28 protein-coding genes and 1 tRNA gene are annotated in these 23,755 nt (G+C 59.5%); 20 read left to right on the top strand and 9 right to left on the bottom strand.

The features are described 5' to 3' along the window. Positions 1-18: 18 nt before the first annotated feature. The 3 genes from GEV02_RS10885 to gpmA form a co-directional block, all read right to left on the bottom strand. Positions 19-1,587, bottom strand: a complete 1,569-nt coding sequence (locus tag GEV02_RS10885; protein WP_152837985.1) for a S41 family peptidase — start codon at positions 1,585-1,587, stop codon at positions 19-21. A 14-nt stretch (positions 1,588-1,601) separates the two neighbouring features. Then, on the bottom strand, positions 1,602-3,050 hold the full coding sequence (locus tag GEV02_RS10880) for a peptidoglycan DD-metalloendopeptidase family protein (protein WP_152838087.1): 1,449 nt from the start codon (positions 3,048-3,050) through the stop codon (positions 1,602-1,604). Positions 3,051-3,111: 61 nt separating this feature from the next. Beyond that, positions 3,112-3,858 carry a 2,3-diphosphoglycerate-dependent phosphoglycerate mutase gene (gene gpmA / locus GEV02_RS10875; protein WP_070360583.1) on the bottom strand — a complete coding sequence of 249 codons (747 nt, stop codon included), beginning with the start codon at positions 3,856-3,858 and terminating at the stop codon, positions 3,112-3,114. Between gpmA and GEV02_RS10870 the strand changes: the two genes are divergently transcribed. The 5 genes from GEV02_RS10870 (at position 3,832) to GEV02_RS10850 (ending at position 6,908) form a co-directional block, all read left to right on the top strand. Beyond that, positions 3,832-4,368 carry a rhodanese-like domain-containing protein gene (locus GEV02_RS10870; RefSeq protein ID WP_408014846.1) on the top strand — a complete coding sequence of 179 codons (537 nt, stop codon included), beginning with the start codon at positions 3,832-3,834 and terminating at the stop codon, positions 4,366-4,368. The genes gpmA and GEV02_RS10870 overlap by 27 nt on opposite strands. A gap of 10 nt (positions 4,369-4,378) precedes the next feature. Then, positions 4,379-4,639, top strand: a complete 261-nt coding sequence (gene grxC / locus GEV02_RS10865; RefSeq protein WP_008443950.1) for a glutaredoxin 3 — start codon at positions 4,379-4,381, stop codon at positions 4,637-4,639. Between the two features lie 152 nt (positions 4,640-4,791). After that, positions 4,792-5,274, top strand: coding sequence for a protein-export chaperone SecB (gene secB / locus GEV02_RS10860; RefSeq protein WP_152837984.1), 483 nt, complete (start codon positions 4,792-4,794; stop codon positions 5,272-5,274). Between the two features lie 111 nt (positions 5,275-5,385). Continuing rightward, positions 5,386-5,829, top strand: coding sequence for an SH3 domain-containing protein (locus GEV02_RS10855; protein ID WP_152837983.1), 444 nt, complete (start codon positions 5,386-5,388; stop codon positions 5,827-5,829). A gap of 38 nt (positions 5,830-5,867) precedes the next feature. After that, positions 5,868-6,908 (top strand): NAD(P)H-dependent glycerol-3-phosphate dehydrogenase, encoded by a 1,041-nt coding sequence (locus GEV02_RS10850; protein WP_152837982.1) that lies wholly within the window; start codon positions 5,868-5,870, stop codon positions 6,906-6,908. Positions 6,909-6,996: 88 nt separating this feature from the next. On the opposite strand, the gene GEV02_RS10845 is transcribed toward GEV02_RS10850, so the two are convergent. Genes GEV02_RS10845 through mscL form a run of 3 tightly spaced genes read right to left on the bottom strand, consistent with a single transcriptional unit; the run spans position 6,997 to position 9,337 of the window. Further along, positions 6,997-7,686, bottom strand: a complete 690-nt coding sequence (locus GEV02_RS10845) for a DUF2461 domain-containing protein (RefSeq protein ID WP_152837981.1) — start codon at positions 7,684-7,686, stop codon at positions 6,997-6,999. A gap of 10 nt (positions 7,687-7,696) precedes the next feature. After that, the gene (locus tag GEV02_RS10840; protein ID WP_152837980.1) at positions 7,697-8,866 is read right to left on the bottom strand and encodes a Do family serine endopeptidase; all 1,170 of its coding nucleotides are present in this window, start codon (positions 8,864-8,866) and stop codon (positions 7,697-7,699) included. Between the two features lie 36 nt (positions 8,867-8,902). Next, a complete protein-coding gene (gene mscL, locus GEV02_RS10835; protein WP_008443937.1) occupies positions 8,903-9,337 on the bottom strand; it encodes a large conductance mechanosensitive channel protein MscL in 435 nt (144 codons plus the stop codon). A 362-nt stretch (positions 9,338-9,699) separates the two neighbouring features. On the opposite strand from mscL, the gene petA reads away from it, so the two are divergent. From petA to GEV02_RS10805, 6 genes are all read left to right on the top strand, one after another. After that, entirely contained in the window at positions 9,700-10,308 is a 609-nt protein-coding gene (gene petA, locus GEV02_RS10830; protein ID WP_008443934.1) for a ubiquinol-cytochrome c reductase iron-sulfur subunit, read from the top strand. Between the two features lie 3 nt (positions 10,309-10,311). Next, positions 10,312-11,724 carry a cytochrome b gene (locus tag GEV02_RS10825; RefSeq protein WP_008443917.1) on the top strand — a complete coding sequence of 471 codons (1,413 nt, stop codon included), beginning with the start codon at positions 10,312-10,314 and terminating at the stop codon, positions 11,722-11,724. 35 nt (positions 11,725-11,759) lie between these two features. Then, entirely contained in the window at positions 11,760-12,524 is a 765-nt protein-coding gene (locus tag GEV02_RS10820; protein ID WP_152837979.1) for a cytochrome c1, read from the top strand. 114 nt (positions 12,525-12,638) lie between these two features. Next, the gene (locus GEV02_RS10815; RefSeq protein WP_008443913.1) at positions 12,639-13,250 is read left to right on the top strand and encodes a glutathione S-transferase N-terminal domain-containing protein; all 612 of its coding nucleotides are present in this window, start codon (positions 12,639-12,641) and stop codon (positions 13,248-13,250) included. Positions 13,251-13,341: 91 nt separating this feature from the next. Continuing rightward, the gene (locus GEV02_RS10810; RefSeq protein ID WP_008443911.1) at positions 13,342-13,821 is read left to right on the top strand and encodes a ClpXP protease specificity-enhancing factor; all 480 of its coding nucleotides are present in this window, start codon (positions 13,342-13,344) and stop codon (positions 13,819-13,821) included. A 26-nt stretch (positions 13,822-13,847) separates the two neighbouring features. After that, a tRNA-Thr gene (locus GEV02_RS10805) sits at positions 13,848-13,923 on the top strand. A 146-nt stretch (positions 13,924-14,069) separates the two neighbouring features. On the opposite strand, the gene GEV02_RS10800 is transcribed toward GEV02_RS10805, so the two are convergent. After that, positions 14,070-14,378 (bottom strand): helix-turn-helix domain-containing protein, encoded by a 309-nt coding sequence (locus tag GEV02_RS10800; RefSeq protein WP_152837978.1) that lies wholly within the window; start codon positions 14,376-14,378, stop codon positions 14,070-14,072. 112 nt (positions 14,379-14,490) lie between these two features. On the opposite strand from GEV02_RS10800, the gene GEV02_RS10795 reads away from it, so the two are divergent. From GEV02_RS10795 to GEV02_RS10770, 6 genes are all read left to right on the top strand, one after another. Next, on the top strand, positions 14,491-14,847 hold the full coding sequence (locus GEV02_RS10795) for a hypothetical protein (RefSeq protein WP_152837977.1): 357 nt from the start codon (positions 14,491-14,493) through the stop codon (positions 14,845-14,847). Positions 14,848-14,850: 3 nt separating this feature from the next. Beyond that, positions 14,851-15,630, top strand: a complete 780-nt coding sequence (locus GEV02_RS10790; protein WP_152837976.1) for a RepB family plasmid replication initiator protein — start codon at positions 14,851-14,853, stop codon at positions 15,628-15,630. A 41-nt stretch (positions 15,631-15,671) separates the two neighbouring features. After that, positions 15,672-16,406 (top strand): hypothetical protein, encoded by a 735-nt coding sequence (locus GEV02_RS10785; protein WP_152837975.1) that lies wholly within the window; start codon positions 15,672-15,674, stop codon positions 16,404-16,406. Positions 16,407-16,579: 173 nt separating this feature from the next. Continuing rightward, complete coding sequence (locus GEV02_RS10780; protein ID WP_235922731.1) at positions 16,580-17,182, top strand: PAAR domain-containing protein; 603 nt, start codon at positions 16,580-16,582, stop codon at positions 17,180-17,182. Beyond that, a complete protein-coding gene (locus GEV02_RS10775) occupies positions 17,179-17,904 on the top strand; it encodes a VRR-NUC domain-containing protein (protein ID WP_152837974.1) in 726 nt (241 codons plus the stop codon). Before GEV02_RS10780 ends, GEV02_RS10775 begins: the two co-directional genes overlap by 4 nt. A 13-nt stretch (positions 17,905-17,917) precedes the next feature. Continuing rightward, positions 17,918-18,994: a type VI immunity family protein gene (locus GEV02_RS10770; protein ID WP_152837973.1), complete on the top strand. Its 1,077-nt coding sequence runs from the start codon at positions 17,918-17,920 to the stop codon at positions 18,992-18,994. A 14-nt stretch (positions 18,995-19,008) separates the two neighbouring features. Here the strand turns inward: GEV02_RS10770 and GEV02_RS32825 are convergent, their stop codons facing one another. Then, on the bottom strand, positions 19,009-19,149 hold the full coding sequence (locus tag GEV02_RS32825; protein WP_174999049.1) for a hypothetical protein: 141 nt from the start codon (positions 19,147-19,149) through the stop codon (positions 19,009-19,011). Positions 19,150-19,375: 226 nt separating this feature from the next. On the opposite strand from GEV02_RS32825, the gene GEV02_RS10765 reads away from it, so the two are divergent. Further along, on the top strand, positions 19,376-20,185 hold the full coding sequence (locus tag GEV02_RS10765; protein WP_152837972.1) for a DUF5677 domain-containing protein: 810 nt from the start codon (positions 19,376-19,378) through the stop codon (positions 20,183-20,185). A 131-nt stretch (positions 20,186-20,316) separates the two neighbouring features. Here GEV02_RS10765 and GEV02_RS10760 read toward each other — a convergent pair whose 3' ends face one another. Beyond that, positions 20,317-21,228, bottom strand: coding sequence for a hypothetical protein (locus GEV02_RS10760; RefSeq protein WP_152837971.1), 912 nt, complete (start codon positions 21,226-21,228; stop codon positions 20,317-20,319). 517 nt (positions 21,229-21,745) lie between these two features. Here GEV02_RS10760 and GEV02_RS10755 point away from each other — a divergent pair. After that, complete coding sequence (locus GEV02_RS10755; protein WP_152837970.1) at positions 21,746-22,174, top strand: hypothetical protein; 429 nt, start codon at positions 21,746-21,748, stop codon at positions 22,172-22,174. A gap of 620 nt (positions 22,175-22,794) precedes the next feature. Continuing rightward, the gene (locus GEV02_RS10745) at positions 22,795-23,481 is read left to right on the top strand and encodes a hypothetical protein (RefSeq protein WP_152837968.1); all 687 of its coding nucleotides are present in this window, start codon (positions 22,795-22,797) and stop codon (positions 23,479-23,481) included. Positions 23,482-23,755: the final 274 nt, after the last annotated feature.

The raw sequence follows: 23,755 nt of genomic DNA, 5'->3' as shown, positions 1-23,755 counted from the left end.
CGGCGGCGGCGCGCGCCGTTACTGGGTAAGAGGTTGTTTCAAGGCGGGCTTTTTGTCGCCGGCCTTGGGTTTGACGTCGGGCTTGACGGCAGGTTTGGCGGCGCCCTTGTCGCTGCTTTTTTCCGCCTTGCTGTCCGACTTGATCTCGCCGACTTCGCCGCCCGGAGCCGGCGTCGCTTCCACTTTCGACAGCTTGACCGGCAAGCCCTTGAAGTGGTTGATCGCCTGCGCCAGCTGGAAGTCGTCCTTGGAGCCGAATTCCACCGGCTTGGCTTTCTTGGCCAGGCTGGCCAGGCGCTGCTCGTCTTCCAACTCGTCGCGCTGCGCGCTCAGGGCCTTCTGCGCGGCGCCGTCGCCGGCCGGGTCCTTGTCGTTGTTCAGATGCTTTTGCAGGTCGGATTCGCGCAGGCGCAGGCTGTTCAAGCCGTCGCCGTCGGCGGTTTCGTCGACCATCAGGTCCGGCACGATGCCGCGCGCCTGGATCGAGCGGTTGTGCGGCGTGTAGTAGCGCGCGGTGGTCAGCTTGACGGCGGTGTCGGCGGTCAGCTGGCGCAGCGTCTGCACCGAGCCCTTGCCGAAGGTCTGCGTGCCCATGATGGTGGCGCGCTTGTAGTCCTGCAGCGCGCCGGCGACGATTTCCGAGGCCGACGCCGAACCGGCGTTGACCAGCACCACCATCGGCACGTCCTTCAAGGCCGCCGGCAGCTTGGCCAGCGGATCGCCCTTGCCGCGCACCGCATAGAACTCGCTGCGGCCGTAGAAGGTTTGCTTGGAATCGAGCAGCTGGCCGTTGGTCGAGACGATCACCGAGTCCTTGGGCAGGAAGGCGGACGAGACGCCGATCGCGCCCGGCACCACGCCGCCCGGATCATTGCGCAGGTCCAGCACCAGGCCCTTGATGTGCGGGTCTTGCGCGTACAGGGCGGTGATCTTCTTGGCCATGTCCTCGACGGTCGGCTCCTGGAACTGCGAGATGCGCAGCCACGCGTAGCCCGGCTCGACGATCTTGGCCTTGACGCTCTGGACGCGGATTTCCTCGCGCACGATGCTCAGGATGATGGGCTTGTCCTCGTCCTTGCGGCTGATGGTGACGGTGACTTTGGAGTGCGGCTCGCCGCGCATCTTCTTGACGCTTTCGTCCAGCGACAGGCCCTTGACCGGCGTGCCGTCAATGCGGGTGATCAGGTCGCCGGTCTTGATGCCGGCCTTGAAGGCGGGGGAATCCTCGATCGGCGACACCACTTTGATGTAGCCGTCTTCCATGCCGACTTCGATGCCGATGCCGACGAACTTGCCGGCGACGGTCTCGCGCATTTCGCGGAAGGCTTTTTTATCGAGGTAGACCGAATGCGGGTCGAGCGAGGACACCATGCCGGAAATGGCTTCCGTCAGCAGCTTCTTGTCGTCGACGTTTTCGACGTAGTCGGTCTTAATCAGGCCAAACACGTCGGACAGCTGGCGCAGCTCTTCGAGCGGCAGCGGCGAGCCGGTGACTTTTTGCGCGATGGCGGAAAACTGCAAGGAGGCGGCGACACCGGCCACCATACCCAGGCCGATCAGGCCGATGCTCTTGACTTTGTTGCCCATTTTTTCCGCAAACCCTAAAACTTGACCCAGCCAGCCGGATCGAATGCCGTGCCCTGATGGCGAAGCTCAAAGTATAGCCCCGATTCCTCGTTACCGCCGCTGTTACCTGCACTGGCGATCGAGTCTCCCGGTTTGACGGGGTCGCCGACGCGCTTGAGCAGCGACTCGCAATAGCCGTAGATGCTCCAGTACTGGCCGCCGTGGTCGACGATAATCATATTGCCGAAGCCGCGCAGCCAGTCGGAGAAGATCACCTTGCCACCGGCGACGGCGCGGATCTCGGCGCCTTCGCCGGTGCGGATGAACACGCCCTTCCAGGTCGGCCCTTCGCCGCGCTTGGTGCCGAACTTGGCGGCGATCTTGCCGCTGACGGGCGCGCGCAGCTGGCCCTTGAGGCTGACGAACGGCGCGCCCGACGGCACCGTCGGCGCCAGCGCGATGTCAGCCGCCCTGGCCGCAGGCTTGGCGGGCTCCTCATCGCGCGGCGCCGGTTTGGCCGGTTCCACCGGTTTCGGCGGCGGCTGTTGCGCCACTTTCGGCTCGTCGGCGTCGATGGCGTCCGGTTTCGATGGCACCGGCTTGATGGTGCCGGACTTGGCGGCGTTGGCCTTGGCCAGGCGCTGGCGTTCGGCTTCGGCCGCCTTGGCCTTGGCCAGCGCGCGCGCTTCGGCGTCGGCCTTGGCTTTGGCCTCGGCGCGGGCGGCGGCCAATTGTTCCTGGCGTTTTTTCTCGGCGGCGGCGGCGATCGCCTGCTCCTGGATCAGCTTGCCCAGCTTGTCGACCAGGCCGGTCAGGCGCTGCTCGTCGCGCTCGACGTTGCCGGCTTCCTTGCGCTGGGCCGCCAGTTTTTTCGACAGCGAGGCCAGCAGCGCGGCGCGGCGGGTCTTTTCCTGCTCCAGCCTGGCCTTCTGTTCCATTTCCTCGGCGGCGATTTCCTGTAGCTCGTCCTTGGCGTTCTGCGCCTCGGCCTGGTTGACCTCGACCGCCTTCAGATTGGCGCGCAGCGAGTCCAGCAGCCGGGCCTGGGCCTGCGACACGTAGGACATCATTTGCAGGTCGCGGTTGATGCGGTTGGGGTTGTCGCCGGACAGCAGCAGCTTGATGCGGTCTTCATTGCCGGCCACGTATTGCTCGCGCAGCAGCTTGGCCAGCTGCTGCTTTTGCGTGGCGACCGTGGCCGCCAGCTTGTCGTGCTCGACGGACAGCTGCTGCAATTTGGTGTTGGTGTCGCCCTGCTCCTGCGCCAGGTCGCGCAGCGAGCGGTTGGCGTCGGAGATCGCCTGTTCGGACGCGGCCAGCGTGTCGGCGGCGTCGTCCTTGGCGCTCTCGGTCTTGCCGATGTCTTTTTTCAGCGTGCTGAGCTTTTGCTGCAGGCCGGCGCGTTCAGCCTCGGCCGCCGCTTTCTGCTTGCTGCGCTCGGTGGTCTTGCTGAACGGCGCGGCCTGCGCCCCGTTCAGCATCATCAGCAACAGCGCCGCACTGGTGGCGGCGCCGCGCCAGCCTCGGAAGGATGAATGCGACAAATTACTTGGCCTTGCCCTGGTTGGCGACGGCAGCCTGGGCTGCGGCGATGGCGTCGGCGTCACCCAGGTAGTAGTGACGGATAGGCTTGAGGTTCTCGTCAAGCTCGTAGACCAGGGGCTGGCCGTTCGGGATGTTGAGGCCGACGATATCGTTGTCGCTGATGCCGTCGAGCATCTTAATCAGCGCGCGCAGGCTGTTGCCGTGGGCCGAGATGATGATTTTCTTGCCGGCGCGGATGGCCGGGGCGATTTCCTCGTCCCATACCGGCATCACGCGCGCCACGGTGTCTTTCAGGCATTCGGTCAGCGGGATCTGCGCCTTGTCCAGGCCGGCGTAGCGCGGGTCGTTGAAGGAGGCGCGGTCGTCGCCCGCTTCCAGCGCCGGCGGCGGCGTGTCGTAGCTGCGGCGCCATACCAGCACCTGGTCGTCGCCGTACTTGGCGGCGGTTTCGCCCTTGTCCAGGCCTTGCAGCGCGCCGTAGTGGCGTTCGTTCAGGCGCCAGTCGTTCTTGACCGGCAGGTACATCATATCCATCTCGTCCATGGCCAGCCACAGCGTGCGGATCGCGCGCTTCAGCACCGAGGTGTAGGCCAGGTCGAAGGTGTAGCCGGACTCCTTCAGCACCTTGCCGGCCGCCTTGGCTTCGGCGATGCCCTTCTCGGTCAGGTCCACGTCGGTCCAGCCGGTGAAGCGGTTCGAGAGGTTCCAGGTGGACTCGCCATGGCGCATGAATACGATTTTATACATGTGGACTATCTTCAAAAAAGGATTGAACGAAACGGAATACCGGTACTGCGAGAACTCTTCCAGCTTCTATTTTATAATGCGCGGATTGACTTAAACCATTGGAACCCCGTGAAATTCTTCATTGACAATATTTTCATCATCGCCATCGTGCTCCTCTCGGGCGGCGCCCTGCTGTGGCCGGTACTGACGCAGCGCGGCAAACGCGCCTCGGCGCAAGAGGTGACGCTGTTGATTAACCGCAGCAAAGCCACCATTGTAGACGTACGCGATGCGGCGGAATTTGCCACTGGTCACTTGCCAGAAGCCAAGAATATTCCTCTGAACGAGTTGTCCGAGCGCGTAGGCGAGCTGGCGAAGTTCAAGGCCAAGAGCGTGGTCGTGGTCTGCAAGACGGGCGCGCGCGCCTCGTCGGCGGCCGCCAAACTGGCCAAAGCCGGCTTTACCGACGTGGTCAATCTGGACGGAGGCATTGCCGCATGGCAAAAAGCCGGCCTGCCGCTGGCCAAATAAGGAGCATCAGATGACTGCCCGAGTAATCATGTACACCACCGCCGTCTGCCCGTACTGCGTGCGCGCCGAACGCCTGCTGGAAGCCAAGGGCGTGACCGGTCTGGAAAAGATCCGCGTCGACCTCGATCCGGAGCAGCGCGTGCTGATGATGCAGAAGACCGGCCGCCGCACCGTGCCGCAGATCTACATCGGCGACACCCATGTCGGCGGTTTCGACGATTTGTATGCGCTGGATCAAGCTGGCGGCCTGTCCCCCTTGTTAAATGGCTAATCACCCCCAAATACAACGAGAGGGCCGCAGAAATAGTTTGAAACCATAATGGTTTTGATACAATTGCCCTCGCGTTTGATTTGAGCTCCATACCAAGCAAACTTATTCTGAGCGGCCCGTGCCGCTCGTTTTCACTATAACGAAAGCGTTCCATGTCTGACGAAAACCTGCAACCAGTATTCCAAATCCAACGCGTCTACCTGAAAGACATGTCGCTGGAACAACCGAACTCCCCAGGTATCTTCCTGGAACAGGAAGCGCCAACCATCGAAGTCGCACTGGACGTCGGCGCCGAGCCGCTGGCCGATGGCATCTTCGAATCGACCGTCACCATCACCGTGACCGCCAAGGTCAAGGACAAAGTCGCTTTCCTGGTTGAAGGCAAGCAAGCCGGTATCTTCGAGGCACGCAACATCCCTGCCGAGCAGCTGGATCCGCTGCTGGGCATCGGTTGCCCGAACATCGTCTACCCTTACCTGCGCGCCAACATCGCTGACGTGATCACCCGTGCCGGTTTCCCACCAGTACACCTGGCGGAGATCAACTTCGAAGTGTTCTACCAGCAGCGTCTGCAAGCCATCGCCGATGCCGCCAAGGCACCAGCTGCTGCCGACGGCGCCGCTACCACGCACTAAGCGTTACAACCAAGCGTTACTGAAGTACTTCGCTGCCGGGCGCCATGTCCGGCAGCGGTATCACCCCGACATGCCGCGCCTGCTGCGCGCTGTCCATCTGCAAGGTAAGCCATGACATTTCCCCGTTTGATCGCTGGTCTGACCATGATGCTGGCCGTAGGCGCCAGTCACGCGTTCGACTTCAAAACGGTGGGCGCCGCACCCGTCATCCTGTACGACGCGCCATCGACCAAGGGCGGCAAGCTGTTTGTCGTGCCGCGCGGCGCACCGCTGGAAGTGGTGCTGGCCTATGGCGAATGGCTGAAGGTTCGCGACGTCAACGGCGAGCTGGCCTGGACCGAGGCCAAGGGCCTGACCGCCAAGCGCAACGTCATCATCCGCACGCCCAATCTGAAGATCCGCGCCACGCCGGAAGACAGCGCCGCGCCCGTATTCACCGCCGACAAGGGCGTGCTGCTGGAAGTGACCGAAGCGGCCGCCGGCGGCTGGCTCAAGGTGCGTCATCGCGACGGCCTGGTCGGTTACGTCAAGAATTCCGAAGTCTGGGGCATATAATTGCCGTAGCGGCGCATCCCGGCGCCGAATGAGGTCCCATGCAAGATAATCCAAACAAATCCGCTGGCGGCGTCCGCCAGGTGGCGGTGCTCGGCGCCGGCGCCTGGGGCACGGCCGTCGCCATGGCGCTGGCCCAGCGCCACGATGTGATGCTGTGGGGCCGCAATCCCGAGGCCCTGCAGGACATGGCGCGCGCCCGCGAAAACACCGCCTACCTGCCCGGCCATCCCTTCCCGGCCGGCCTGCGGGTGGCCGCCGATTTCGACGCCGCGCTGGCCCATGTGGCCGGCCCGGACAGCCTGCTGATCGCCGCTTGCCCGGTGGCCGGCCTGCGGCCGCTGCTGGAACAGCTGAAGTCGCGCTCGATTCCCAACGTGGTCTGGCTGTGCAAGGGTTTCGAATACGGCACCGGCCTGCTGCCGCACCAGATCGTGCGCGAAGTGCTGGGCGCCGGTGTGGCCGGCGGCGCGCTGTCGGGACCGTCGTTCGCGCAGGAGGTGGCGAAAGGCTTACCGTGCGCGCTGACCATCGCTTCCGACTCGGCCGCCTTGCGCGACTGCGTGGTGGCGGCCGTCCATGGCGGCAATATCCGCGTGTATTCCAGCGAAGATCTGGTCGGCGTGGAAGTGGGCGGCGCGGTGAAGAATGTGCTGGCCATCGCCACCGGCGTGGCCGACGGCCTGGGCCTGGGCTTGAACGCGCGCGCCGCGCTGATCACGCGCGGGCTGGCCGAAATCACCCGGCTCGGCACCGCGCTGGGCGGGCATGTCGAAACCTTCATGGGTCTGACCGGCATGGGCGATTTGATCTTGACCTGCACCGGCGACCTGTCGCGCAACCGCCGCGTCGGCCTCGGGCTGGCGCAGGGCAAGCCGCTGGATGTCATCGTGCACGAGCTGGGCCATGTGGCCGAGGGCGTGCCGTGCTCGAAGGCGGTGCGCGAGCTGGCGGCCCGCATGGGCGTCGACATGCCGATCACCAACGCGGTGGCCGGCGTGCTGTTCGACGGCGACCAGCCGCAGGTGATGGTCTCGCGCCTGCTGGCACGCGACCCGCGCGACGAAAAAGTGCAGCGCTGACGTCACGTCATTCCCGCGCAGGCGGGAATCTATAGAACGCTGGCCGGCAAGCAGTATATGGATTCCCGCCTGCGCGGGAATGACCAGCTTACTCCTGTGGCTCGTCTTCCTTGGCAGCGCGCATCCACTCGACCAGCGGGAACGCATCCTTCAACCCGCTGGCGATCATCGGCACCAGCAACTCCGGCTTGTTCAGCGGCAGGTCGATCTCGGTCCAGACAAAGAAACTCTTCAGCTTGATGTACTCGATATGCTCGTGCTCGGCATCGAAACCCTTGGGCGGGCGCATCAGCTTGCCTTCGTTCTGGATGTCGCCGAAGGTGGCTTTCAACTTCTTGTTCTTCAATACCTTGCTGAAGCCAGCCGCGTCGTCGACCATATGCTGGCGCAGCGCTTTCAGTCGCGACGGCGGCGGCATGTATTCGCCGGCGCCGAACAGCAGCTTGCCGCTGCCGTCGATCTGCATATAGTAGGTCGGCCCGCCGGCCTTGCTCGGACGGCGCAGGTCGTTCGGCGCCACGGCCGCCGAGAAGCGCGTCTTGTACGGGCTCTTGTCGTGGGCGAAGCGCACGTCGCGGTTGATGCGGAACATCGCCTTCTTCGGGTTGCAGAACTTGACGGCCGCATCGAACTTGCCCAGTTCGATAATCATGTCCGTCACCACTTGCAGGAATTCTTCGCGCAGGATGTCGTAGCGCGGTTTGTTCATGATGAACCAGGGACGGTTGTTATTGTCCGCCAGTTCCTTGAGGAATTGAGTCAGGTCGCGCAGATGCATTGGGGGTTCCTTATTTGGCGCCGGCCGGACGCTTGCCGACCGTGATGTCCAGCGTGGTCTCGCGGCTCTTGCGCAAGACCGTCATTTTAGCTTTTCCGCCAGGAACGAGTTGGGCGATCACATTCAGCATCTGATTGGTGTCGGCCACCGGCTTGTCGTCCACCGACAGCAGGATGTCGCCCGGCTTCATGCCGCCCTTGTCGGCCGGGCCGTTGCGCACCACGCCGGCGATGATGGCGCCGCTCTGCCGCTTCAGGCCGAAGCTCGACGCCAGTTCCGGCGTGATCTCCTGCGTCTCCACGCCTATCCAGCCGCGCACCACGTGGCCGGACTTGATGATGGCTTCCATCACCGACTTGGCGGTCGAGACCGGGATCGCGAAGCCGATGCCAACCGAGCCGCCCGACTGCGAGTAGATCGCCGAATTGATGCCCAGCAGGTTGCCATTGGCGTCGACCAGCGCCCCGCCCGAGTTGCCGAAGTTGATCGCGGCGTCGGTCTGGATGAAGTTCTCGAAATGGTTGATGTGCAGGTTGTTGCGCCCCAGCGCGGAGATGATGCCCATCGTCACCGTCTGGCCGACGCCGAAGGGGTTGCCGATGGCCAGCACCACATCGCCCACCTGCGCCTGCTCGGCCTGGCCCAGCACGATCACCGGCAGCTTGTCGAGCGCGATCTTGATGACGGCCAGGTCGGTCTCAGGATCGGTGCCGACCACCTTGGCGGCGGCCTTGCGGCCATCGGCCAGCACCACCTCGATTTCATCGGCCGCCTCGACCACGTGGTTGTTGGTCAGGATATAGCCTTCGCCAGACACGATGACGCCCGAGCCCAGGCTGGATTCATCGTCGTCGCCCTCGCCGTCATGGTCGCGGTCGCCGAAGAATTTCTTGAAGAAGGGATCGCGCAACAGCGGATGCTTGCCGCGCTTGGGTTTCTTGCTGGTGATGATGTTGACCACGGCCGGCATGGCCCGCCCGGCCGCCGCCCGGTAGGAGCCGACCGCAACGCCGGGCGCCTTGCCCGGCGCCGCCTCCAGCATCACGGCCGGATGGTCGGCGCTGCCGATCTGTTGGGCGCGCACCGGCGCCCGCCGCTCCGGCCCCACGGCCGTGTAGACAAAATACAGTGCCAGTACGACAGTCACCGTTTGCGCAAACAATAACCAGAGTCGTCGCATAGCCTTGAGTCCGCCGCCCGGTGGACGGCTGCCTAGTTATTTCTTGAGGGAGTCGCGGATCTCGCGCAGCAGCACGATGTCTTCCGGCGTCGGCGCCGGCGCCGCGGCTTCGGCCGCCGCCACTTCCTTGCTGCTCAGCGTGCGCGCCTTGTTCATCAGGCGCACCATCTGGAAGATCACGAAAGCCAGAATGACGAAGTTCAGCAGGATGGTGGCGAAATTACCGTAGGCCCATACCGCGCCCAGCTTTTTCGCTTCGATCAGGCTCAGGTGCGGATCCTGTCCGTTCAGGCCGATGTAGTAGTTGGCGAAATCCAGGCCGCCGAACAGTTTGCCGATGGGCGGCATGATGATGTCAGCCACCAAGGAATCGACGATCTTGCCGAAGGCGCCGCCGATGATGACACCGACAGCCAGGTCAACCACATTCCCCTTCATCGCGAATTCTTTGAATTCTTGCATCATTGCCATATTATTATCCTCGCTGTGTGGTCATTTGTGAACAAAACTGCGTCTGAATCATACTATTCTTTCAATTAGATTCCAAACACGCTAGCCGCATGTGCATTTGGGCACCAAATTACGCTATAAATTTGTCTTGCATCAATATCTATCGCTTGCGCTCCGCTAGTAGGGCATGGGGCGCAAAAAATCAAGTCCAAAACGGTGCGCAAAACGCGCCAATTGGGGTTACGGCAACGTTTTTGCTTTAATTCGTATCACGCTTACCTTATAATTTAAGGTTGCTAGAAGCTATATTCGTGCTTCAACAAGTTTCAGGTTTTGTTCTCGGTTCTCGGATTTTGTTCGCACTTTGACTGATTGGGGTTTGTATGAGTATCGAAAAGCAGGTCGATTCCGGCCGACGCGGATTGCTCGTCGCAACAGGCGCGGCGGGTGGTGTAGTGGGCCTGGCAACCGCCGGGGCACTGGTAAGCACGTTCCAACCGTCCGAGCGCGCAAAAGCCGCCGGTGCGCCGGTGGAAGTGGATATTTCCAGCCTCAATCCAGGCGAAATGAAAACCGTAGAATGGCGCGGCAAGCCGGTCTGGATCATCAAGCGTACCCCTGAAATGGTGGCCTCGCTGAAAAAGACCGACGGCAAAGTGGCCGACGCCGATTCCAAGCGCAATCCGGAAGAATTCACCCCCGAGTACGCCCGCAACGAATGGCGCTCGCGCAAGCCCGAGCTGCTGGTCGCGGTCGGCATCTGTACCCATCTGGGCTGCTCGCCCTCGTCGAAATTCACCCCAGGCCCGCAGCCTTCGCTGCCGGACGACTGGGAAGGCGGCTTCCTGTGCCCATGCCATGGCTCGACCTTCGACATGGCCGGCCGCGTGTTCAAGAACAAGCCGGCGCCGGACAATCTGCAAGTCCCGCGTCATATGTTCCTGAGCGACACCAAGCTGGTCATTGGTAAAGACGAGAAAGGCGAGGCGTAAATCATGGCGGCTTTCAAAGAGACAAAATTCCCGGCCGATGCTCCGGCCGCACAAAAAGCACTGGGCTGGGTCGACGACCGTTTCCCGCTCACCAAGCTGTGGAATGACCAATGGGGCAAATACTACGCCCCGAAAAACTTCAACTTCTGGTACATCTTTGGCTCGCTGGCCATGCTGGTGCTGGTGCTGCAGATCGTCACCGGCATCTTCCTGACCATGCACTACAAACCGGACGCCAACCTGGCCTTCGGTTCGGTCGAATACATCATGCGCGAAGTACCGTGGGGCTGGCTGGTGCGTTATATGCACTCGACCGGCGCTTCGGCCTTCTTCATCATCGTCTACCTGCACATGACGCGCGGCCTGCTGTACGGTTCGTACCGCAAGCCACGTGAACTGATCTGGCTGTTCGGTTTCGCCATCTTCCTGTGCCTGATGGCCGAAGCGTTCTTCGGCTACCTGCTGCCATGGGGCCAGATGTCGTACTGGGGCGCCCAAGTGATCGTCAACCTGTTCGGCGCGATTCCGCTGATCGGCCCTGACCTGTCGCTGTGGATCCGCGGCGACTACGTGGTGTCCGACGCCACCCTGAACCGCTTCTTCGCCTTCCACGTGATCGCGATCCCGCTGGTTCTGCTGGGTCTGGTGGCTGCCCACCTGATCGCGCTGCACGAAGTCGGTTCGAGCAACCCGGACGGCATCGAAGTGAAAGAAAACCTGGGCGCCGACGGCCACCCGGTCGATTCGATTCCTTCGCACCCTTACTACACCGTGCACGACCTGTTCGGCGTATCGGTATTCCTGCTGATCTTCAGCACCGTGGTGTTCTTCGCCCCGGAAATGGGCGGCTACTTCCTGGAATATAACAACTTCCTGCCGGGCGATTCGCTGAAGACCCCGCTGCACATCGCGCCGACCTGGTACTTCACCGCGTTCTACTCGGTGCTGCGCGCCACCACGGCCGACTTCATGTGGGTGCTGATGTTCTTCGTCGCCGCCTACGTCGTGTTCGTGTGGCTGAAGTCGCGCCTGTCGAGCATCGTGAAAACGGCGATCGCCGTGATCGCGCTGGTGGCCATCATCGGCATGCTGCCGCAGGTGCTGGACGCCAAGTTCTGGGGCGTGGTGTTCTTCGGCGGTTCGGTGGTGATCCTGGCCTTCCTGCCTTGGCTGGACAAGTCGCCGGTCAAATCGATCCGCTACCGTCCAAGCTGGCACAAATACGTGTACGGCGTGTTCTTCTTCTGCTTCCTGTCGCTGGGCTACCTGGGTACCCTGCCGCCGACCGAAGGCCGCACGCTGTTCTCGCAAGTATGCACCCTGCTTTACTTTAGCTTCTTCCTGTTCATGCCATGGTGGAGCGCCATGGGCACGTTCAAGAAGGTTCCGGATCGCGTAGTGTTCCACGCGCACTGATCGACCACTCGGCTAAAGTACACAAAGGACATTACATGAATTTTCCTAAAAAACTGCTCGCTATCCTGGCATTGCTGCCGGGTCTGGCACTGGCCAACGAAGGCGGCATCGCGCTGGACAAGGCGCCGGACCGCTCGAACAACATGGCCGCGCTGCAGCATGGCGCCAAACTGTTCGTCAACTACTGCCTGAACTGCCATAATGCGTCCTCGATGCGCTACAACCGTCTGCGAGACCTGGGCTTGACGGAAGAGCAAATCAAGGCGAACTTGCTGTTCACCGGCGACAAGGTCGGCGAAATGATGACCACCACCATGAATCCGAAAGATGCGAAAGCATGGTTCGGCGTGGTGCCGCCGGACCTGTCGGTGATCTCGCGCGCGAAAGCGTCGGGCGCCGGCACCGGCAGCGACTATCTGTACACCTATCTGCGCACCTTCTACAAGGACGACACCCGCCCGACCGGCTGGAACAACCTGGTGGTCAACAATGTGGCGATGCCGCATGTGCTGTGGGAACTGCAAGGCATACAGAAGGTCAAGATGGAAGAAGTGGCCGACCCGCACGAGGAAGGCAAGAAGATTCATCAGTTTGCCGGCTTCGAGGTGGTCACGCCGGGCAAACTGTCGAAGCTGGAATATGACACTGCGGTGGCCGACCTGGTCGGTTACATGGAGTGGATGGCGGAGCCTGCAGCGCAGACCCGCAAAAAACTGGGCGTAGCGGTGGTGCTGTTCATGGCCCTGTTCGCCTTCCTGGCATGGCGCTTGAACGCGTCGTTCTGGAAAGAAGTTAAATAATCGAGAGCGCCGGCTGGCCGGCGCTTGTTTTGCGATGCCCGCGCTGGCGGGCGATCGATCCGGGGTGATCCGTTCGCGGCGTCACCCCCTTTGTTCTTCTAAGGAACTATAAAAATGATGGTTCTCTACTCGGGTACAACCTGCCCATTCTCGCAACGCTGCCGCCTGGTCCTGTTTGAAAAAGGCATGGACTTCGAAGTGCGCGATGTCGACCTGTTCAACAAGCCGGAAGACATCTCGACCATGAATCCCTATGGTCAAGTGCCTATCCTGGTCGAACGCGAATTGATCCTGTACGAATCGAATATCATCAATGAGTACATCGACGAGCGCTTCCCGCATCCGCAGCTGATGCCGGCCGACCCGCTGATGCGCGCCCGTGCGCGTCTGATGCTGTTCAACTTCGAAAAAGAATTGTTCGTCCACGTGCACGTGCTGGAAAGCGAACGCGCCAAGAGCAACGACAAGAGCCACGACAAGGCCCGCGCAGAAATCCGCGACCGCCTGACCACGCTCGCGCCGCTGTTCCTGAAAAACAAGTACATGCTGGGCGATGAGTTCTCGATGCTGGACGTGGCGGTAGCGCCGCTGCTGTGGCGTCTGGATCACTACGGCATCGAACTGTCGAAGACCGCAGCGCCGCTGATGAAGTACGCCGAGCGCATCTTCTCGCGCCCTGCCTACATCGAAGCGCTGACGCCGTCGGAAAAGGTGATGCGCCGTTAATTCGGACGCACGCCGTTTTACTTGAAGTCCATCGGCGCGTTTGCCTGCCTTAGCGGGCGGCGCGCCGGGTTTTACTGCAGTCTGGAATACCATGTCTGAAATCTCAACCAAGCCCTACATGCTGCGCGCCATTTATGAGTGGTGCACGGACAGCGGCTATACGCCCTACCTCGCTGTCAAGGTCGATGCTTCGACCACGGTGCCGATGGAATATGTGAAAAAAGGCGAAATCGTCCTCAACATCAGCTTCGGCGCCACCTCGGGCCTGAAGATGGACAACGACAGCATCCGCTTCCACGCGCGCTTCGGCGGCGTGTCGCGGGAGATCTACGTCCCGGTCAACAACGTGATGGCGATCTATGCCAACGAGAACGGCCAGGGGATGGCGTTCGAACCGCAACTGGGCTTTGCCGAGTCGCCGACGGAGCAGGAAACCAGCGCACCGGCGCCGGTGCTGGCGGCAGTTCCTGCGCCTGCGGCCGAGGCCAAAAGCGAGGCGCCAAGCGCCCCGGACGACGATAACGAGCCACCAAAAAAGGGCGGCCGGCCTACTCTTACGCGAATTAAATAGCGTATAATTCGCCCCGTACAAGTTTCGCCGACTTAGCTCATTTGGTAGAGCAGTTGATTTGTAATCATCAGGTGGCCAGTTCGAAACCGGCAGTCGGCACCAGAAAGACGCAGTAATATCAAAGGGTTGCATGCTTCGGCGTGTAACCCTTTTTTGTTTAGGTCACGATGATAGACCTTTTGTACCCCACTTGTACCCCACTTTACTCAACACTTGGGGCTAGACAGCGCAATGTAGAGCCAGGTGGCTCATTCCAGCCCGACTACATCCCGCGCAGCTTGTAGCACGCGGGCGCGCGCATCTGCTGGCAGGCGATGGAAAACGACCAACAGCCATGCCGCCTCGTCGTCTGCGGCATAGAAGTAGGACTCCGGCACGTTCAGCGCCTTGGCGATACGCTCGACCATCGTAAAGTCCGGCTCATGCTTCGCCTTCTCGTACTGATTCATCCGCGCGCTCGATGACATTTCATCGATGCCGGCCAGTACGCCCAGCCGCTCCTGCGATAGCCCGGCACGGGTGCGCGCCTCCTTCAACCTCTTGGAAAAGACCGACATTCATAGCCCCTAAAGGCTAAGATATTCTGAGTATTTCGTTGACGTCACACTAAGGTTTCCTTAGTATCGCCACGGCAAGGCAATCACACAGAAACCAAAAGGGGAAATATCAATGAAATACTGCTTCGCCGCTATCACCGTTGCCGCACTGGCCGGCTGCGCCAGCAACACCGGCATCATTCCCATCGGCACCGACACCTACATGGTCAGCCGCCAAGCCGCGACCGGCTTCAGCGGCTCCGGCAGTCTCAAGGCCGAGGCGTTCCAAGAGGCGAATGCCTACTGCGCGGGTCGAGGCAAGTCTTTGCAGGTCGTCAGCACCCAAGAGGCGCAGCCGCCCTTCGTGTTCGGCAACTACCCCAAGGCCGAGGTGCAGTTCATGTGCCTGAATACCGGCGACGCGGAGCTGGCGAGGCCGAAGCTCAAGCCGAAGGCCGACGTGACTGTTGAAGTGAAGAAGGCGGATTAGATCATGACGTCGGCTGAGACCATGGAGATTTTGCCGCCGGTGCAATCCGAGGAGGACCGCGAACGGATACGGCAGCAAGCGCTTGTCGATAGCGCGCGCAACCTATCGATTGACGAGCGATACGTTCTCCGGCGCTTGGTCAATCTGGTCACTCAAGACCCAGGCACCGCAAGCCGCCACGTTGGCAAGCTCGTCACGCTCCCCGTGGCCGAGTTCGCCGCTCACGCCGGAATCACCTTCAAGGTGGCGCGTCGTCGCCTCGACATGGCTGCCTACGCCCTATTTGAGCGGAGCGTTAGCATTCACTTTCATGACGAAGGGACCATTTTCCGCTGGACCGAGAAACTCGCCTACACAGAAGACTATTATGAATTGCGCTTCTCCTCGACCTTCATCGGGTATCTGGCGTGGATCGTAGGCGACATTCGAGCTGGAGCAAGTCGGTCTCTGCTTTCGTTCGCAGAGGCCATCAATGCACCGGCCTTCGTGGCGCGCGGCGCCAAGGTGCCGGGAGACCTTTCCATCGTCCATATCAGTCGCTTGAAGGCGCGCACCAAGCGCCCCAAGTCGCTGAAGTGGGATCAACTCAGCGGCAGGGTCCGCAAACGGCTGAAAAGACACATGTCACGCGACGAGGTCGAGGATGTAGCCCACGCCGCGTACCACAGGAGTCCGCAAGCCAAATTGCGCGGCAAGTATCATGACTACAGCCACCGCGACATCGCGGGTCTGTACGACTGGATCATGAAGAACAAAGACAAGCCAGGCTTCATGGACTTCTAGAAGGTGCCTATAAGGATGCAGGACTGCGCTACGATCACGTCATGACTCGCTTCTCGCCACCCATCATCTACCAGTGCCCAGCCTGCGCCGGCTACTTCAAGCGCTGCGCGCTGATTTCCTTGCACTACTATGACGACGTGCCAGAGTGGTCGGACGGCAAAAATGGCCAGTGGTGGGCTGGCTCAAGTGGACAGGTCGGGCGCTGTCCAGCGTGCTCTAAAACGGTCTGGATCGAAGACGCCACGGAGGTGATGCCCTCATACAGCAAACCCGCCGAAATCGGCGTAGTGGCCCGTTGGTGGCATCGTATAACCGGCGACCGTAGCGGAAGGCTGCGCGAGGAGTGTGAGTGGAACGCGCTGCCCAATGGGGTCAAAGGTGCGGAGCGCATCTATCCCCTGCAGGATGCCCAGGACTTCGTTGAAGCCTTGGCCGCATTACCGCCTGATGCGCCGGCCCGCGAGGCGCACCTGCGACAGCGGTTGTGGTGGCTATCTGGCGATCACCAGCGCCTGGGCACGGATGGAACGTCGATTGCGCCACAACCCACCGTGGCATCAGCCACGGCCAGCGAAAACAAGAAGCGCCTCCTAGAGCTGATCGAGCATGATCCCAAGGCCCAGGTAGCGCGTGGCGAACTGCTGCGCCAGTTGGAGCGTTTTGACGAGGCTGTAGCGACACTCAAGGCCGTCAAGCCAGACGGCTATTCCGAGGTCAAAGCGGTCAAAATCGAACGGCTGGCGTTGGCTCGAAATGCCGACCTACAAGCCATCTGAAGACCTGGACGACCTCCGAAGCCACTCTTGATCTCCCGCAACTGTCGACTGCTACACGGCAGGTAAATTGAGACCCTGCGGCTCCAACCGATGCACGCCCCAAAAGGCTGGCGGGTCATAAGTGCACTCGGCACGCCCATCGTGCGGCATGATAGCTAAAATACATGCTATAAATGCAATTTATGAAGCTGAAGTTGGGAGTTCTCATGGGCCTGCCTTTGATTGTTATCGGCGACAAGACGAGCCACGGCGGCACGGTAATAAGTTGTTCACCTACCTGCGACACGATGGGCAAGGGCTGGGCGCGGGTAGGCGATATGGTGGCGTGCCCGCGTTGCAAGGGCGTGTTCCCCATCAGCCAGGGTGACAATAGCTTTACGGACAACGGGAAAGCAGTGGCCTACCACGGCTGCAAGGTGGCCTGTGGCGCCATGCTGATCTCTAGCCAGATTATGACCACCACTGAGCCGTCTGGCGGCGCTGGCGGCAGCGCTACCGATGCTGGCTCGACGAAGGGCATGGGCGTCATTGCCGCAACCCTCATGGCCGGGTATCAAGACGCATCCGTAGACGACGGGCGTCAACGTTTCAAAGGCCGCTTCCAGGTGATCGATTCCACGTCTGGGGAGCCGGTGGCAGGGCAGCCTGTGCGCGTGAGGTCTACAGCAGGTCAATATCTGACTGGAACCACCGACAGCCAAGGTTTTACCGAGTGGGTAGAGCGTGACGCCAGCGAGATGCTGGCGTTTGACTTGATGGAGCAAGGACAGGCATGACCGACCCAACGCAGCCAACTACCCCTTTAGCGACTGGCGGCATGTCCACCGCCGGCACCACCACGCAGGTCAAGATTACCCGCCCGCGCCTCGATCCCAAGGATAAGAAAGTGCTGTGCTCTGCCATCTGCAAATGCAAGGACACTCCTGGCATCGGCAAGGACGGTCGTTCGCTCAAGCAGTCATGTGTGTCTGGAAGGCTCAAAGCGCTTGACGGCGTGCTCGATCACCGCAGCCCCTACAAGCCCGAAGTCAATTACGACATGACCAAGCAGCCGCCCGCACCCATCATGGACAGCGGTGTGGAGACCAAGGGGCATGATTGGCTGCCCGGATGGATCACGAAGTACTGGAGCAAACCCGACGAGCAAGGCGCTGTACGGCCGCCATTCCAAGCAGGTGAGGGGATGATCCGCCGTCCCGATGTGGTTATCGTCAACGATCCAGCCAAGCCGCCGACTCAGGACAACATCAAGCAGGTCGTCGAGATCAAGTTCCCGCCGGACAAACGAGACCTGCGGCAAAACGCCGCATATACGCAAATCGCTGGCGACGAAAACAGGCTCGTCCTGATGGGGCCGGAGGATTGCGACTGTGACCAGCCTGAGCCTGAATCTGCCAAGGTGCCGGTCGAGGCGCTCAGCAAGGCCGCCGCTGCTGCGGGGCTGCTATACATGATCCTGACGAAGCGCCCGCCACCGGGTAGGATACCGGCATATTAAGCAAGGAAATGCAATGAGTGAACTCCCTTTTGATCCAATCGAGTTGATGCGCCAACATCCAGAAAAGATGCGCGTCCCCGGCGGCCTGCTGACCAAGCAGGGGCCGCAAGACTACGTTGGCTGCGTCCCAGCCATCACCGGCACCCTGTTCTTCAAGGATGCACACCTACCCGAGGTGCGCGAAGCCATATGCGCCTGCTTCGACGAGTACGAAGCCGTGGCCAAGGCCCACCTGACCTGGCTGTGGCGTGAGGAACCGCCCGAGGGAGCCGATAAGTTTGCTTACGCCAAAGCACCGCCGATGCGTGCCATGGTGAAGCGCATGAAAGAAAACGACCTGTTCGCGTTTACCTACACCAGTGGTGTGCAGCCGCACGACGCCGGCGACTGGGAATTCGATGTCTCTGGGATGCGCGGCTGGGAAGCAAAGATGATCGTGCGGGGCACGTCCGCGTTGCGTTTTAGCGTTCCATTGTTATTCGTTGAGGAAAACCCGACCGCGTTTCAGGCAATGTTCGTGAGTTTCGCAAAGCGGCTGAACGCCCTCCACGGCTATGGCGGTCATGGCTTGGTACTTTCTGCTGTCCGCTTGAGCGACAACCAGCCCTTTGAGGCATTCTTGGCCGACAAGCTCAATGGGCTGGACGTGGGGAATCCAGTTGCGGGCGCGACCCATGCCCATGAAGGCATCAAGACCGTCTCTTGGCTGACCGCCGTCAACTACGAGAAGGTGGAAAAGGTGGGCGGGCTATCGGTCATCCGCTCCGAGCTGCCCATGGACTGGTTCGCACTTTATGACTACGACGCGGGCCTTGTAATCCAAGCGGGACCAACGCCGGAGGCCGCGCCGACCGACCAGCTCAGACCTGCGCGGTTGGTGTTGCCGAACATGCTGCTCAAGGAAGTGCGCGCGCCACTGGTCAGCCTGCACTACGGCTCCAAGGAGGGTGAGCCGCGCCTGAATGGGTGGGCCGCTGAGCAATGGCTCAAGCGCTTCGACGTTGAGGATGCCGAGCTAATAACCTACAAGGCCAAGCTGTTGAACGAACCAAAGCTCACTGAGACTACGACACTGCTAGACCGACTATGACGCCCACACGTAGTCTATTCATCGATTAACGCCTTCGCCTTGCCTATGGCCACTTCGAGCTGCCGGGCTTGCTCGCCAGTGCCTGCGAGCTTGAACGCGAGCATGGTGAACATGGCAGCGTTGAAAAAGGTGATGATGTCAAGAATCGTCTGCATTGGCTTGGTCCGGTAGGCAAAGTCATATTGTCCATGCGCCGGATCAATTCGACCGACGCAGGCGCCGAAAAATTTTGACTTTTTCTATGCGCGAAAATTTTTGACGGATGGACCGATGGACTAAATACAGGCGGGGGTGGCGCTCGGCCTCCCCCCAACCTCTGCCACATCAAAATGCTGGTCGTATGCTACCCTCGTAACTCATGAACAGTGACGGAGATACGCAGTGAAGCAGCCACCCGTAGACGGATTCCTGTCCCCGATCTTAGACCAATGGAGCGATGAGGCACGACAATCGGCCCCCGACTGGTCACTGCTTATTCAGGACATCAATAGAGCTGCGGTTGCGCTCTTGCCTACACTGGCACCACGCCGTAATTCCGACCGCGAACTCGTCGCTGCTGCCCTGTACGCACGCGCGCTACAGACTTTTGAAGCGTCGATCTTACTTGCCAATCGAGGCATGCTGGCTGATGCTGGCACCCTTGCGCGCAGCATCCTCGAAACCACCATCTATCTTGGCGGTTTGGCCCAAATCGAAAATTTCGTTGCGCGCATGGCAGCGGCCAACAATCAGCACTACTTTAAGTTTGGGCGTGCCCTGGTTGACTTTGCCACGGAGACGAATATTGCGGATGTCGAGGAATTGAAAGGTCATTTGGCCGACGAGGCGCTCAAGGAACACAAAGCCTCCGGGATCATCATGCAGCAGCTAGCCAAAGAGGTAGGAATGGGCGCGCTGTATGAGGTCGTCTACCGCCAGTTGTCAGGCGATGCAGCCCATCCCAGCGTAGCATCCTCAGAACGCCATATTGTAAGAGGGGCAGATCGTGGCATAGAGAAGCTGATTTTCCAGCCCCAACGAGAGGGCATGGAAAAAATGCTGAGCTGTGCGATTATTGCCCTACTCGGCGCGTGGCAGGCTGTCGGCGTGATTTTTAATCGATCCGATATACCCCCCGCAATTGAGCTTTACAACATGCGCCACCAAGCGCTGAGCGCAGCATTTTCTGATAGGTCAGAAAATAATCAGTGACAGACTTTTGACCTGGGATTCCTAATATAGGTATCCTCAATCCCAGTACCCATGCGGCCCGGCGGCCGAGATGTGTAAAAAAATGTGTAAAACTGCAGGAATTGCGTTCGATTTGTTCATCTGGTACGCGGTCATCGGGGTTGGGCAACAGCGGGCTTTGCCTCTGGTGCGTTCGCCAGTGAAACGCCACATTCGCCCTCTTCGAGTGCGGTTGCGACTGCATGGACCTCCGTGCTGTTTGCGCGCTCCACTTGCTTTACGACCTCTAGAATTTCTGCTGCGCGCCTCACGTTCTCGACATCCCCTTCCTTGCCCGCCAACATCACCGCGAACTCATCCAAGAGCCTGTCTTCCAGCTCATCCAAGTAGAGATATAGGGCTTCGACCCCAAAATTCGAAAGCATGTCTGCATGATGTGGTAAGGCAGCCAGAACGACCTTCTGTACGGATCTATGGTCGGTGAAGTCTTCAGCGACACCACTTTGTAGTTGAATAAGCCGGGCGACATAGAAGGCAAGAATCGAACGATACGCCACGAAATAGGCCCAGGCCAGTTTGGTAACGTGCGGACGCGCCTCGTCACCGCGAATGTCTTTGATGGCTTGCTCCCCAGCGTCGCCAAACGTGACGAACGCCTCCCGGAACTTACTGTTTCGTGCTGCCTCCATCAGGCATTTTTTGTAGTCGAATGTCTTCCAAATCTGCGGCGTTATCCGCGCCGGGCGCAGAGCTGAAACCCCACCCCACAGTTGATCGATAGCCTCTAGGCGCCGTTTGTCGTTAGCCCCTTGCCTGCTGGCTTGCGCCGCAAGCGCACCGCCCTGCAGTGCCTGTATTACAGCAGCTTTACCTCGCAGTTCGTCCTTGAACTGCTCTTCCCTTTGCCTTAGCTCGGCCTGCATCGCAGCCATCTTCGCACCGAACTCATGCTCTACCGCCGCTTTTAGTCGCGTCCCGATAAACGCCCGGAAAAGCCAGCCAAGGGCAGCCAGTAGAGCGGTAACGACGGCGGCACTGGTCAGCGAATGTAATAAAAAGTCCATCGGATGCACCTTATTTCATAAAGTAATAATAAAACATTTTTTTATTACAAAAAAGTCTAATAATTAACGTGCTTCAGAGGCAATTCGCATTCTGACTTCCCTAAATACCTTGCCTATACAAAAAGGCGTCGTGGGCAATGTCGTCCACGGGTTCCATAAAGGATTGTATGAATAGCAATATTAAAACCACCCCGAACTCCCTGTGCCGTAAAGCGTTCCGCCTCGTCGAGATTGTCCACACCATTCACTTCATGCACAGTACGCTTGATGGGTTCATCGGGTGGCTGCACACTATGCTGGCGTAGTCACGGCGAAGAACTGCCGCAGGGCAGTTCTTAAGCGTGGTGTGTCGAGGGGCAACTTTCGTATGTCGGCCGGTGTTGCTGACTACTCTGCCCCTCAACGCATCAGCAGTATCACAATAGCAATATCGCGCGCAGAGAGCGACCTTTGGCGGATCAAGCGCAGGACGACATCAGGTACCATGAGGTTCCATAACCATAAGTAAAGGGTCCAGATGCAGATCGAAACTGTTTTTGTAAAGCCTACGGAAGATGGCACCAAGTCTGGTGAGCTGTTATTGGTGGAGAACGGAAATGAGATGTGCCTAGCCTTGGCGATACAGTTCACAAATGATCGCGGCATCTTGCTTCTGTCAGGCCGGAACGCAGGTAAGACGGACTATTTTCCAGACTCCGGTTTCCTCCAGTATATCGGCGGCGCAAAGTTGCACGTTGCGCATGCCGCCTCCGCTTGGGTAAAAGAGCGTCCTGACGTCCCTGTAGCTCTCTGGACCGACGGCGCACTTTGGCGCTTGACTGCGTTTCCGAATGGTGCGGGGCTATCAATCAACGTTCAGACGGGCGAGGTTGGGGGAATGCCATATCGCGGCTGGTACGTCAAAGACTGGGAAATCGTTGACGGCGAAATCCAGCTACTCCCTTAGAATTTCGGTTTCTGACGTGGAAAAAAGGGCGCCGCCGGATGGGCGCCCTTTTTGCATGAAGCTCAACGCTTGTTACTGTCAGGCGTCCGCTTCACTTGGTCCCAAGTATTGCCTGGCTTGCTGGTCGGTGGGGCGGTCTTATTGTCCGCAATTGTCGAAAAGTTGCCAGTCTTGCCGCCGCGACTGCCTTTTTCTTCGTAGATCCCGCCGTCTTTGCCCGAGTTTTGGCCTGGTTTTAAAGACATTTGATATCCCTTCGTTAGTTAGTTAACAGACAATTCTGCTAACTCCTCAACAATGGGATGGCAATCCCCTATTTCAACAGTAAAAGTACGTCAAATTTATTTACCAATAATCGATTATTGATAGTTTTTGTCCAACATACTGCAATTCGGCAATGGTACACTTGTCCAAAGACATCATTCTCGAACCCAAGTGCGGAGCAACGGCATGACGAAGCCCTCAGACAAATCACACACACCCGGCAATAGCCATGTACGGCATAAAAGCGAAAGCGGTGGAATGGCGCAAGACAGCGCAATTCAACGACATAAGGGCGGCTTGGTGAAACCAGTCACCCCAATAACTGCCAAGACTGCACGCCCTCCAGCGCCTAAAAAGTGATCACCCAAGGCGACAACGTTGGCCATAACGAGCCTGGGGAACTCGCCAAGGGCGACGCCGCCGAGGACGATTTCCTTTGGAGTGAACGCCTGTATGTACAATACAGAGCCGAGCTAAGCACTCTGTACCATCGAAAGCGAGAACGTTTTTTTGCGTTATGTGATCGCTGCTCCAAAGCAGCATCTTTGATCGCTGGGACGGCGGCATTCAGTTCACTTTTACCCACGGCTGAAGCGAAGGCTTGGGCAGGGGTTGTGGTTGCCGCTTCCACTATGCCGGGGTTGGTAATGGCGTGGAATGACCGCGCGCGTTTACATGGGGAGTTGGCGCAGAAGTTTTTAGCAGTTGAGGCAGAAATTGTGGCAAAGGGGAAGCGCGACTTTACGGAGTCCGACTTAAATACTTGGCTAGCCAAGATACTCGCCATCGAAGCCAGCGAACCGCCGACCTTGGGCGGGCTTACCGCCGTTTGCCACAATCAGTTGGCGACATCGAATGGCAATCCTGAGAGTATTGTCAAAATATCAAAGATAAAGCGATTTTTCATGCATATCTTCGACATGGAAATAGCATGGCCTGAGGCGCCAACCATTCCCGGCCATCGCAAGAATATGGGAGGAACACCCATACCCGTCGCCGAGCGGGATAGCCCTACTACCGAAAACAACGCTACGCGCGTGTAGCCCAATAAAGGTATTCCTACACCGGCCAAAAGACGTACATCGCCCAAAGTCAAACGGTGCACCAAAACCCCAGCCTTCTGCCCGCCTTCCACGCATGACGTACAAGGCTTGAAACCCGCATGGATACTAAAGAATATATATAAATAATATATAACCTTCTCTCCTTCTCCCCTCTCCTACCTCCGGAAAATATAACAATCAAATTGATTCCGCCGTATCCATATAGGTGGATGCCACAAAAAGATGGATGTTCAGGCCGCTGCTCGCAAGAACA

The sequence above is a fragment of the Rugamonas aquatica genome, from assembly GCF_009380215.1.
Classification (GTDB): domain Bacteria; phylum Pseudomonadota; class Gammaproteobacteria; order Burkholderiales; family Burkholderiaceae_D; genus Rugamonas; species Rugamonas aquatica_B.
This window is presented reverse-complemented; position numbering and strand designations above follow the sequence as displayed.